This is a genomic window from Kitasatospora sp. NPDC087271, assembly GCF_044744605.1.
Taxonomy (GTDB): domain Bacteria; phylum Actinomycetota; class Actinomycetes; order Streptomycetales; family Streptomycetaceae; genus Kitasatospora.
In genome coordinates, this window is the sequence record NZ_JBIUYQ010000021.1 from 79,323 (window position 1) to 90,865 (window position 11,543).

Below are 11,543 nucleotides of genomic sequence, written 5' to 3' on the forward strand. Positions count from 1 at the left end.
ACGGGCACGGAGCGCGGAGCACGGGCCCGGGGCGCTCGGGTCGCGGGGCATGTGGGGGTACGCGGCCCGCCGCACCGTTCGCCGTCGATTCATTCGCCTTCGAAGCATGCCCAGAACAGAAGGCGGAGCGGAAGATTTCCGGCCCGTTGCCATTGCCGCTCGGCCCAACATTGGACAGGATGGTGGGAATGTGTGTCCACGTGCGGGAAGCAGCGGGGAGACCGAACCTCGACCGACCCCGCCCGTCGACACCGTCCGATCCAGCACCACCCATCACACCGCCACGCGGCCCGTCCGGACGGTCGGCGCGGTCCGCCACGGCAGCGGCAGGAGCAGCATGCCCACTGAGCCCGAGTCGCCGGGGCCGGCGCTTCCATCCGGTGCGCCCACCGCCGAACCGCAGCAGGCAGCCTCCACCCACACCACCGGTCCGAACCCCGTCGGCCCCGCCGCTCCCGTGACGGTCGACCAGCCCCCCGCCGGCCCCACCGCGGCCGCGCCGGGCCGGGCGAAGCCGCCCGCGCAGGCGGTGCGCCGGCCCGTGCCGCGCCCGGCGCCCGCGCTCGCCGCCGGACGGCTGGCGACGGTGCTCCCCGGCAGCCTGCCGCCCGCCTCCGCGGACACCATGCCGGACTGGCTGGAGCCCGCGATGGCCGCCAACGGCATCGGCTCCTTCGACTGGGACATCCGCCGCGACGTCCTGGAGGGCGACCACCGGGCCTGCGCGATCATCGGCCTGGACAGCATGGACCAGGGCCGCTTCGACCGCACCGCCGGTTCCTTCCTGGCCCTGCTGCACCCCGAGGACGCGCCGGTGGTACGCCGCCGGGTCGAGCGCGCGGTGGCCGAACTGGGCCAGTGCGGCGCCTACTACCGCACCGTCGGGCCCAACGGCACCATGCGCGCGGTGCGCTTCCGCGGCCGGGTGCTCGCGGACGCCTTCGGCCGGGCCTCGCGGATGGTGGGCTTCGTCTGGGACGCCACCGTCGAACTGCACAAGCGCGACCGCGCCGACCGGATGGCCCTGCTGCGCGAGGAGCGCTCCCGGTTCATCAAGGAGGCGGCCCGCGCCCTCTCCGAAGCCGTCACCGTCCGCGACGTGGCCCGGGTGTTCACCGGACTGCCGCTGCCCGGACTGCCGCCGGACGGCCTGGTGCTGGCCTCCTTCGAGGCCGGCCGGGCGCAGGTGCTCGGCGCCTCCGGCTACCGGACCGAGGCGCTGGCGGTCTGGGACCGCACGGTGCTGCCGGCCGGGCACCCGGCCGCGGAGGCGGTGCGCCACCGGGCGCCGGTGTTCATCCCGACCCGCGAGGAGTTCCGCGCGTCCTACCCCGAGGTCTGGGAGCCGACCAGCCGTACCGGGCGCGGCTCCTGGGCGTTCCTGCCGCTGGTGGCCAGCGGGCGGGCGATCGGCGTCTGCGTGGTCAGCTTCGACGACGAGCGCGAGCTGGACGCTGACGAGCGCACCCTGCTGTCCACCCTGGGCGGGCTGGTCGCCCAGTCCCTGGCCCGGGCCCGGCTGCACGACGCCGAGCACGAACTGGCGGCCGGCCTCCAGCGGGTGATGCTGCCGCGCACCGTGCCGTCGGTGCCGGGGGTGACGACCGCCGTGCGCTACCTGGCGGCCGGCTCCGGCCTGCAGATCGGCGGCGACTGGTACGACGTGGTGCCGCTGCCGGGCGGGCACGTCGGCCTGGTGATCGGGGACGTCCAGGGCCACGACGTGCACGCCGCCGGGATCATGGGCCAGCTGCGGATCGCGCTGCGCGCCTACGCGGCCGAGGGACACCCGCCGGCCGCGGTGATGGCCCGCGCCTCCCGCTTCCTCGCCGACCTGGACACCGACCACTTCGCGACCTGCGCCTACGCCGAGGTCAACGTGGACTACGGCGTGGTCTACGCCGTCCGGGCCGGCCACCTCGACCCGGTGGTGCGCCGGGCGGACGGCACCGCCGCCGTGGTGCCGGTGGCCGGCGGGCTGCCGCTGGGCATCGACCCGGACCAGGAGTACCGGGTCACCCGGTTCAGCCTGGACCCGGGCGAGACGGTGCTGCTCTGTACCGACGGCCTGGTCGAGGCGCGCGGCATGGACCTGGACGAGGGCATCGCCCGGCTCACCCGGGCGCTCGCCCGCCCGATGCCGCCCGCCGAGGAGGCGGCCCGCGACCCGCTGGAGGACCTGGCCGACCGGATCGCCTCCCAGGCCGCCGACTCCAGCGAGCGCGAGGACGACATAGCGCTGCTGCTCCTGCGCTGGGACGGTCCGGCCGGCGGCCTGGCCGCCCAGCAGCTGCGCCGCCGGATCGGCCAGGCCGACCTGGCGCGGATCTCCGAGGTCCGGGCCGAACTGCGCGACGCGCTGCGCCGCTGGGGCGTCGCCGAGTTCATCGACACCGCCGAACTGCTCTCCTCCGAACTGGTCACCAACGCCATCCGGCACACCGACCGGGACGCCATGTTCACCGCCCGGCTCTACCGGGAGCCGGCCTCGGACGGCGGCCGGGCCCGGCTGCGGGTCGAGGTGGAGGACGAGTCGGACCTGTGGCCGACCCGCCGGACCCCGGGGGAGCAGGCCTCCTCCGGGCGCGGGCTGATGCTCGTCGAGGCGCTGGCGGACGCCTGGGGCGTGGAGCCGCGCGGCTCCGGCAAGCGGATGTGGTTCGAGCTCAGCGGCACGCCCGCTACCTAGGTCCGGTCACCCGAACTGCTGCTCCAGGTCCTTCAGTTTGCGCTCCAGCGAGTCCAGCCGGGGCAGCGTCACGGTGTCCTCGTCGACGGTCAGGTCGATGGTGCGCCGCTCCGGGCGGGCGGGCAGGCCCGGCTGCGCCACCGTGCCCTCGGCGGGCACCACCGCGCCCTCGGCGGCCTCGACCTCGCGCGGCCCGGCGGGCCGCTCCGCCGCGGGCCCGCCGGCTATGGCGGATTCCGAGCCGGACTCCAACTGCCGTGCGCCGCCGCCGCGTCCGCGCCAGGCGCTGTTGCTGCGGCTGATCGCCCGGATCTCCGCCCGCTCGCGGCGCCCGGCGAGCCTGCGGCGCTCCCGCTCCACGGCCCTCTCCCGCTTGTCCTCGCGGACCTCGTCCACCGCCTCGTCGAGGCTGCGGACGCCTTCCAGGAGCATCAGCGACCAGGCCGCGTAGGTCTCGCGCGGGGCGCGCAGCCAGCGCACGATGCGGATCTGCGGCAGCGGGCGGGGGACGAGCCCCTGCTCGCGCAGCGCGGCCCGGCGGGTCTGCTTGAGCGCCCGGTCGAACAGGATGGCCGCCGAGAGGGACATGCCGGAGAAGAACTGCGGGGCGCCGGCGTGGCCGAAGCCGCGCGGGGCGTGCACCCAGTTGAACCAGGCCGAGGCGCCGGCGAACAGCCAGACCAGCAGCCGGGAGCCGAGCGCGGCGTCGCCGTGGCTGGCCTCGCGGACGGCGAGCACCGAGCAGAACATCGCGGCGCCGTCGAGGCCGAACGGGACGAGGTACTCCCAGCCGCCGGACAGCCCGAGGTTCTGCACCCCGAAGCCGACCAGCCCGTGGAAGGACAGCGCGGCGGCGACACCGGCGCAGCAGAACAGCAGCGTGTACGAGGCGCCGCCGTACAGGGATTCCTTGCGGCGGCGCCGTTCCTCGGAACGCTCCCAGGAATCCGGCCCTCCGGCGGCGGCGGATCCCCGGCTCCGGACCAGGGCCACCAGGAGCGCGCTGACCAGCAGCCCCGCACCTCCGGTGACGGCCCAGCCGAGCGGTATGTCGGACAATTTCATCGCCGGAACCAGCCTCGCTTTCCTGCGTCGCGTTCCTGCGTCGTGATGGCGGGGACCATCATGGCGGATGCTCGGCGGGGGAATGGCCGATTCGGTGCCAATGCGCTGAGTAGAGGGATTTCTGACCCCGCGACAATCGCATTTTCTTATGCATTCGAAGCGGGTTATTCCCGGAATTCCGGGCTTTCCGGATCCGGCCTCGCACGTGTTTTCGTCAACCCCGCATGACGCGGGGGCAGCCGACGCAGATGTCCTCCGGTTGGGCGGTGTACACGAGGCAGCAGCTGGCCCGGGCCCGGTCGGTGCCCGAAGCACCCCCGCACCCGGCCGCCGGCGTGGCGAAACCGGCACCCGGGGTGAAGGGGGACGGGGCCGGAGCGGGGCCGCCGGTCACGCCGGGCGCGCACGCCGGTGCCGCCGCCGCGCCGCCCGCCTGCGAGGGCTCCAGCAGCGCGGACAGCTCGGCGCGCGCCCGCTCCTGCTCCCCGAGCAGCCCGCCGGCGTACCAGAGCCCCTCCACCGCCGCGTCCGTGGCCATCGCCCACAGCACCCGCGGCCCGCGCCGCACCTCGGGCCGGAAGGCGGCCAGCACCGGTTCCAGGAACCCGCCCAGCGCGCACCGCAGTTCGGCGGCCAACGCGTTCGCGTCCGGCACCGTACGGGCCCGCGGCACGCCGCCCGCCGGGTCGTCCGGCAGGCAGGCGAACGCCTCCGGGCGGACCGTCAGCTCCACCCGGTCGGCACCGCGGCGCACCGAGACGTCCTCCGGGCCGAGCAGCAGGACCCGGCGCTCCAGGAACCACGGCAGCGTGAACAGCAGCGAGAGCGGCCACACGACGCGGTGCAGGCCGAAGCCGGCCGCCACGTCCGGGCGCAGCGGCCGCCCGTAGCGGGCCAGGCCCTGCCGGGCGTCGTGGGCGATCAGCTCGCGGACCGCCTCGGGCCGGGTGGTCAGGTCGGCGGCGGGGATCCAGCCGTCGCCGCGGCGGGGCGGGGCGCAGCGCACCCGCAGGACGGGGGCGAGCGCGGTGAGCCGGTGGTACGAGGTCGCGCCGGGGGCGTCGGCGGCCGGCGGGGGAGTGAGGGCGTGCGCCTCGGTGGTGCGGGGGGCGCACGGCGTGGGGCCGGGCCGGGTGCTGCTCGCGGTCATGGGCGGGCCCCATCGGGTCGACCGGGGACCGCCCATGGACCGCCCGGCGGTGCCCGGTCGGCGTGGTGGCCCGCCCGGGCCCGGCCGGACCGGGGCATGGCGGTGCCCGGGGAACGGCAAGGCGAACCCGGCCGGGGCACTGCTCACCCCGGCCAGGTTAGGCTCACCTTAGCTGATCGTCCCCCAGGTCTCGCGGGTGATGCGCCCGTCCGGGGGAGGCCCCGGCGTGTGGGCCCCGTCCGGGGGAAGCCCCGGCGTGCGGGCCCCTTCCGGGACAGGCCCCGGCGTGCGGGCGGTGCCCAACTGGCGCGCGAGCCAGACCGGCACGCCGCCCAGGGCGTGGACGAGCCGGGCCGCCTCGGCGCGCAACCGGGCGGCCTCGGCCGGCTCGGACACCTCGGCGAGCGCCGCGAGCGCCGGCGCCACCCCCACCGTGAAGCCGAGTTGCTCGCGCAGCCGCAGCGAGGCGTCGAAGCCCTCGCGGGCGTGGTCGCGGTCCCCGCGGGCCAGGGCCAGTGCCGCCAGGTGCCGCCAGGTGTACGAGCGCAGCAGTTCGTCCCCGCGTTCGCCCGCGCCGTCGTGCGCCCGGCGGTAGGCGATCCAGGCGGCGCCGCGGTCGCGCAGCAGGTTCTCGGCGACCAGTCCGCGCCGGAAGTCCAGCAGCGGGCGGCCCGGCGCGTCCGGCGGCAGCAGTGCCGAGGTGCGTCCGAGCGCGGCCTGTGCCTCGTCCAGCCGGTCCCGGGGGCCGAGCACGCTGGCCACGTACGCCAGGAAGCCGCGGGCGCAGGCCGCGGCCGCGCGCTGTTCGGTGCTGGCCACCACGGCCTCCGCGAGGCGCAGCGCCTGTTCCGCCTGGGTCCACTGCGCGGCGGTGAACAGGCACTGCTCGATGAGGAGTTCGGCCCGTGCCAGGGCCGCCGTCGGGTCCTGTTCGGCGGCCGGGCGCAGCAGTTCGGCCGCCTCCTGCCAGCACCCCCGGGACCTCAGTCGCCACACGGTGTCGCCCGGCTCCTCCGCTGCCGCCCGCCCCCGCCCGTTCGGGCCGTTCGGGCCCCATCCGTGCTCTGACAACGCCACCTCCTTGTGTGCGCCATCCAGCGGGGCGCGGCCCTGCCCGGCGTCGCCGCCGTCGACTGTCGGCGGCACGGCGACGGCAGCGCAAGGGCCCGCGCTGTGGCGGCAATTCAACACGGGGGTGAGCTTGTGCACCAGATCACGAGCGGAGGTTCTTGCATTCGCGGGGGAAATGATCTAGGGCCTGGCCTGATCCACAAGGCACGCCCTGGCGGACGCGCCCCGGCGGCCTCCGGTCGGTCAGGACGTCCAGCCGGTTTCCATCAGGGCCTCGGCGGCGCCGTTGGCGGGCTGCGGCACCCCCGCCAGGTCCAGGCTGAACAGGGCGACCAGCAACTGTTCGCCGCGCACGGTGGCCTGGTGCGAGTAGCCGGCCAGGGTGAACATGGCGGCGGCCATCTCCTCGGCGTGCAGGGTCTGCAGCCACAGGCACTCGACCGACTTCACGTCGGCCGGCTCGGTCCAGGTGTCCACCTGGGCGACCATCCGGCTGCCCAGCAGGGTCACCCCGTCGCGCTCCTGGGCCTCGGTCAGCTCCAGGTCGTCGAAGCCGAGCCACTCCAGGTAGCGGGCGGCGGTGAAGACCGCGTCCTGCGAGGTGCGCACCGGGTGCGGGCGGAACGGCGCGCGGTGGCGGAACGGCTTGGGCTGGCCGCCGGAGCCGCCGGGCGGGGCGGGCACCGGGGCGCCCATCGGGTGGGCCGGGTACGGGCGGGAGGACTGCGGGCCGGGGGTGGCGAGCGGGCCGGCCGTGCCGCCGCCGAGCCGGGTGGTGCGGTCCACCGGCAGCCGGACGGTGGCGCCGCAGTTGCAGGTGAACTCGGGCTGCGGCCACTGGTCGGAGCGGCCGCAGTGCGGACAGCGCATGCTCAGCCAGGAGTCCTCCCAGGAGCGGAACCGCACCTGCACCGGAACCCCGCCGCGCAGCAGCGGCACCTTCAGCGAGGCGCCGCACGGACAGGGCAGCGACGGCGGCTCGTAGAGGTGCTCGCGGCGGCAGGCGGGGCAGCGGATCGCCCGGGCGCCACCGCCCGCCCCGTGCCCTGGCCTCGCGGGGTCGTGTCCGGTGAAGTCTTCGGGCAGTCCGGCCATCGCGGGCTCCGTCCGTTCGAGTCGGGTGGTGGAACGGTTTCCATGCTCCCCGAAACGTTGGGTCCTTGGCACGGAATGGGGCAATCCTCAGGGTCGGATCAGGGGTGTGCGCCCGGCCGGTTCCCACCACGGGTGCTTCGGACACCCCGGTCGGCGGGGTGCGGTCAGCCGGCGGACCAGCGGGCCAGGTCGGCGGGGGTGTCCAGGTCGTCCGGGACGGCGACGTCGGCGCACTCGACCAGCGTGACCGCGCCCGGGTGCGCGGCCAGCAGGGTGCGGGCCCCGGCGTCGCCGGACGCGCCGGCGGCCGCCTCCGCGAAGTGCCGGGCGCCGATCAGCACCGGGTGCCCGCGCCGCCCTCCGTAGGCCGCCGCGGCCAGTTCCGCGCCGGCCCGGTGCGCGGCCAGCAGCCGGGCCACCGCGGCCGCGGTGACGCCCGGGGTGTCCACCAGCATCACCAGCACCGCCGACACCTCCGGCGCCAGCGCGGCCAGCCCGGCGCGCAGCGAGGAGCCCATGCCGCCCGCCCAGTCCGGGTTGGCCACCAGCCGGCAGCCCGGCAGGTGCGCCGTCGAGCGGACGCGTTCGCCGGCCGCGCCCAGCACCACCGTGACGTCCGCGCAGCCGCCCGCCCGCACCACCGCCACCGCGTGCTCGACCAGCGGGCGGCCCGCGTACCGGATCAGGGCCTTGGGCCGCCCGCCGAGGCGTCGCCCGCCCCCGGCGGCGAGCACCAGCGCGGCAACGGGCCCGGTCGGGTCTTCGGTGGTCTGCATGGGCCCAGCCTGCCCGCCGGGGCCGCCGCCGCGCAGCCGTACGAACCCACAGTTGTACGAATGCACAAGGGGAACCCGCAGGTGGTGGCCGCCCCCCGGCGGTTCGGCCGCTGGTCCTGCGGCCCGCCGGCCCCTGTACTGGGTCGATGAACACCGCACCGCGCCCGCTGCTGGACCGTTTCGGCCGGGTCCACACCGACCTGCGGGTCTCGCTGACCGACCGCTGCAACCTGCGCTGCACCTACTGCATGCCGGCCGAGGGCCTGGACTGGCTGCCGAGGGCGCAGGCACTGGGCGACGACGAGGTGGTGCGGCTGGTGCGGATCGCGGTCGGGCGGCTGGGGATCGCCTCGGTGCGGCTGACCGGCGGGGAGCCGCTGTTGCGGCGGGGCCTGCCGGAACTGGTGGGGCGGATCGCCGCGCTGGGGCCGGAGGTGTCGCTGACGACGAACGGGATCGGGCTGGCCCGCACGGCGGTGGCGCTGCGGGCGGCGGGGCTGGAGCGGGTGAACGTCAGCCTCGACACGCTGCGCCCGGAGCGGTTCGCGCGGATCACGCGGCGGGACCGGATCGCGGACGTGTTCGCGGGCCTGGCGGCGGCGCGGGCGGCGGGGCTGGGGCCGGTGAAGGTGAACGCGGTGCCGGTGCGCGGGGTGAACGAGGACGAGATCCCGGAGCTGGCGGCCTTCGCGGTGGAGCACGGGTACCGGATGCGGTTCATCGAGTCGATGCCGTTGGACGCGCAGGGCGCCTGGGACCGTTCGGCGATGGTCACCGCCGCGGAGGTCCTGGAGCGGCTCGGGGAGCGCTTCGACCTGCTGCCCGTGGGGCGGCGGGGCAACGCCCCGGCGGAGGAGTGGCGGGTCGCGGGCACGGACGCCGTCATCGGGGTGATCGCCTCCGTGACCCGCCCGTTCTGCGGGGGCTGCGACCGGGTCCGGCTCACCGCCGACGGCCAGTTGCGCAACTGCCTGTTCGCGACGGAGGAGTCCGATCTGCGCGCGCTGCTGCGCGGCGGTGCCGACGACGACCGGATCGAGGCGGCCTGGCGGGCCTCGGTGGCCGGGAAGGGGCCCGGACACGCCGTCAACTCCGCCGGCTTCGTCCGGCCCGACCGCCCGATGTCCGCCATCGGCGGCTGACGCCCGGGGTGTGAGCTTCGACATGGTCGGCGGGGTTCGCGTGGCGTCGCCTTGACCTGCTCTCGGGGTGGCTGATCTGCTGGTTCGCCGTCAACCCGCCCCAGATCCCGGGAGTTATCCGTGCCCGCCCGCCGCACCGCCCTGTCCGCCGCCACCGTGTTCCTGATATGCGCGCTCGCGCTGGCCGGCTGGCTGCTCGGCGGCCGTGACCACAAGAGCGGCGACTCCGCCGCGCCCGCCGGGGGCCTGGGCACCAGCCCGCTGCAGAACCCGGACGGCACCAAGCCCGGACTGGCCCCGCTGACCACGCCCGAGGAGCAGAAGGCGGGCCGGGACGTGATAGCCAAGGTCGCCACCGCCGCCGCCGGCCCCAAGGACGGCTACGACCGCAACGAGTTCGGCCCCGCCTGGACGGACAACGTCGACGGCGTCCCGCTCGGCCACAACAACTGCGACACCCGCAACGACCTGCTCGCCCGCGACGGCGCCGCCGTCGAGCGCAAGGACGGGTCGAACTGCGTCGTCACCGCGATGACCATCTACGACCCGTACACCGGCAAGAACGTCCAGTGGACCAAGCAGCAGGCCACGAAGATCCAGATCGACCACGTGATGCCGCTGTCCTACGACTGGCAGCTGGGCGCCGCCAAGTGGGACAAGGCCAAGCGCGTCCAGATCGCCAACGACCCGCTCAACCTGATCCCCGCCGACGGCTCGCAGAACGCCTCCAAGGGCGACTCCGGCCCGGCCACCTGGCTCCCCGCCAACACCGCCGTCCGCTGCTCCTACGCCGTCCGCTTCGCCCAGGTCTCCCTGAAGTACCAGCTCCCCGTCACCGCGGCCGACAAGCAGGCCATGCTCCAGCAGTGCGGCGGCTGAGGAATCGTTACGGCAGGTGCTGGTGTGACGGGAGCGGGCGCCGGGTGGTATTCGTGGGCGGTGCACTCGTCGAACCCCCGGCGCCCGCTCCGCGCCCTGCTCACCGTCGCCCTCCTCGTGCTCGCCGCGGGCTGCACCGGGCCGTCGGACCCGGGCGCCCGCCGGCCCGGCACCGCGGCCGCGGCCGGGCCCCAGGAGCTGGTGCCCGGCACGGCCGCCCCCGCGCTCGCGGCCCTGTACCTCCAGCCGCTGGACTGGAAGGACTGCCCGGACCGGCCCGAGCGCCCGGCCGGGGAGCCGGTCGCGCAGTGCACCGGACTCAAGGTCCCGCTGGACTACGCCGATCCGGGCGGCGAGACGATCGACGTCGCCGTCTCCCGGATCCGCGCCACCGAGGCCGACCGGCGGATCGGGGCACTGGTGCTCAACCCCGGCGGGCCGGGCAACTCCGGCGTGGACCGGGTCGTCTGGGGCTGGGAGGACTACCGCGGCACCCTCTCCGACCACTTCGACCTGGTCGGCTTCGACCCGCGCGGCGCCGGCCGCACCACCCCCGTGCACTGCCTCGACGACCGCACCCGGGACGAGTGGACCAGCACCGACGACCCCGGCTACGACCGCGGCCGGGTGCTCGCCGACGCCTGCCAGGCCCGGTACGCCACGCTGCTGCCCCACCTCTCCACCCGCGACACCGCCCGCGACCTGGACGTGCTGCGCGGCGCCCTGGGCGAACGGCGGCTCGACTTCCTCGGCAGTTCCTACGGCACCTACCTGGGCGCCCTCTACGCCGAGGAGTTCCCCGCCCGCACCGGCCGCCTCGCCCTGGACGGCGCCTTCGAGCGCAGCCTCGACCCGGTCCGGATGAACGTCGAGGCCGCCGCCGCCACCGAGACCGCGCTGCGGGACTTCGCCGCCGACTGCGCGGGCCGCGACGGCTGCCCGCTCGGCCGCGACCGCGCCGCCGCCCCGCAGCGGCTCGCCGACTTCCTGGACGGCCTGCGCGCGCACCCGCTGCCCGCCGCCGACGGCCGCCGCCTCACCGCCACCCTGGCCTGGAACGGCACCCTCGACACCCTCTACGACGGCCACCGCTCCTGGGAGCGGCTGCGCCAGGCCCTCGACCCGGCGATCACCCGCGGCGACGCCGCCGAACTGCTCGCCCTCGCCGACGGCGCCAACGGCCGCGCCGAGGACGGCGGATACTCCACCGCGGCGGACGCCTTCGTCGCCATCAGCTGCGCGGACGCCCTGATGGCCCCCGGCGCCGGGGACCTGCGCACCGACCGCGCCGAACTCGCCGCCCGCGCCCCGCTGATGAGCCGGCACGACACCTCGGCGGCGCTGTTCGCCCCGGACTGCCGCTCCTGGCCGTACCGCACCGCCGAACGGCCCGCCCGGATCCGGGCCGAGGGCAGCGCCCCGATCCTGGTGGTCGGCTCCACCGCCGACCCGGTCACGCCGTACCCGTGGGCGCAGCGGATGGCCTCCGCCCTCGCCGACGCCGTCCTGCTCACCCGGGACGGCGACGGGCACACCGGCTACGACAAGAGCGGGTGCGTGCGGGACGCGGTGGCCGCGTTCCTGGTGGACGGCACGCTGCCCGCCGCCGGGACGCACTGCCCGTCCGCCTGACGGGAGCTGACGGGGGCTGACGGGGGCTGGCCAGGGGGCAACGC

Annotated in this window: 9 protein-coding genes; 4 read left to right on the forward strand and 5 right to left on the reverse strand. The window is 76.1% G+C overall.

Annotated elements, in window-relative coordinates:
• Positions 1-337 precede the first annotated feature (337 nt).
• Positions 338-2,689 carry a SpoIIE family protein phosphatase gene (locus ACIO9K_RS28980; RefSeq protein ID WP_400334427.1) on the forward strand — a complete coding sequence of 784 codons (2,352 nt, stop codon included), beginning with the start codon at positions 338-340 and terminating at the stop codon, positions 2,687-2,689.
• Positions 2,690-2,695: 6 nt separating this feature from the next.
• Here the strand turns inward: ACIO9K_RS28980 and ACIO9K_RS28985 are convergent, their stop codons facing one another.
• The 5 genes from ACIO9K_RS28985 to ACIO9K_RS29005 all read right to left on the reverse strand — a co-directional run bounded on the left by ACIO9K_RS28985 (position 2,696) and on the right by ACIO9K_RS29005 (position 7,846).
• The gene (locus tag ACIO9K_RS28985) at positions 2,696-3,754 is read right to left on the reverse strand and encodes a DUF2637 domain-containing protein (RefSeq protein ID WP_363619014.1); all 1,059 of its coding nucleotides are present in this window, start codon (positions 3,752-3,754) and stop codon (positions 2,696-2,698) included.
• A gap of 214 nt (positions 3,755-3,968) precedes the next feature.
• On the reverse strand, positions 3,969-4,904 hold the full coding sequence (locus ACIO9K_RS28990) for an iron-sulfur protein (RefSeq protein WP_400334429.1): 936 nt from the start codon (positions 4,902-4,904) through the stop codon (positions 3,969-3,971).
• Positions 4,905-5,072: 168 nt separating this feature from the next.
• Positions 5,073-5,975 (reverse strand): hypothetical protein, encoded by a 903-nt coding sequence (locus tag ACIO9K_RS28995; RefSeq protein ID WP_400334431.1) that lies wholly within the window; start codon positions 5,973-5,975, stop codon positions 5,073-5,075.
• Between the two features lie 243 nt (positions 5,976-6,218).
• Complete coding sequence (locus ACIO9K_RS29000) at positions 6,219-7,070, reverse strand: hypothetical protein (protein WP_363584078.1); 852 nt, start codon at positions 7,068-7,070, stop codon at positions 6,219-6,221.
• Between the two features lie 164 nt (positions 7,071-7,234).
• A complete protein-coding gene (locus ACIO9K_RS29005; RefSeq protein WP_363584076.1) occupies positions 7,235-7,846 on the reverse strand; it encodes an NTP transferase domain-containing protein in 612 nt (203 codons plus the stop codon).
• Positions 7,847-7,992: 146 nt separating this feature from the next.
• On the opposite strand from ACIO9K_RS29005, the gene moaA reads away from it, so the two are divergent.
• From moaA to ACIO9K_RS29020, 3 genes are all read left to right on the forward strand, one after another.
• Positions 7,993-8,988 carry a GTP 3',8-cyclase MoaA gene (gene moaA / locus ACIO9K_RS29010; RefSeq protein WP_363619016.1) on the forward strand — a complete coding sequence of 332 codons (996 nt, stop codon included), beginning with the start codon at positions 7,993-7,995 and terminating at the stop codon, positions 8,986-8,988.
• Between the two features lie 120 nt (positions 8,989-9,108).
• Positions 9,109-9,867: an HNH endonuclease family protein gene (locus ACIO9K_RS29015; protein WP_363619017.1), complete on the forward strand. Its 759-nt coding sequence runs from the start codon at positions 9,109-9,111 to the stop codon at positions 9,865-9,867.
• Between the two features lie 60 nt (positions 9,868-9,927).
• The gene (locus ACIO9K_RS29020) at positions 9,928-11,499 is read left to right on the forward strand and encodes an alpha/beta hydrolase (protein ID WP_363619018.1); all 1,572 of its coding nucleotides are present in this window, start codon (positions 9,928-9,930) and stop codon (positions 11,497-11,499) included.
• The last annotated feature ends 44 nt before the right edge of the window (positions 11,500-11,543 follow it).

What these genes read in the sequence shown, in the direction of transcription:
- ACIO9K_RS29000 (WP_363584078.1), bottom strand. Translation starts at nt 7,070, where the DNA reads ATGGCCGGACTGCCCGAAGACTTCACCGGACACGACCCCGCGAGGCCA.
- ACIO9K_RS28980 (WP_400334427.1), top strand. Translation starts at nt 338, where the DNA reads ATGCCCACTGAGCCCGAGTCGCCGGGGCCGGCGCTTCCATCCGGTGCG.
- ACIO9K_RS29005 (WP_363584076.1), bottom strand. Translation starts at nt 7,846, where the DNA reads ATGCAGACCACCGAAGACCCGACCGGGCCCGTTGCCGCGCTGGTGCTC.
- ACIO9K_RS28985 (WP_363619014.1), bottom strand. Translation starts at nt 3,754, where the DNA reads ATGAAATTGTCCGACATACCGCTCGGCTGGGCCGTCACCGGAGGTGCG.
- ACIO9K_RS28990 (WP_400334429.1), bottom strand. Translation starts at nt 4,904, where the DNA reads ATGACCGCGAGCAGCACCCGGCCCGGCCCCACGCCGTGCGCCCCCCGC.
- moaA (WP_363619016.1), top strand. Translation starts at nt 7,993, where the DNA reads ATGAACACCGCACCGCGCCCGCTGCTGGACCGTTTCGGCCGGGTCCAC.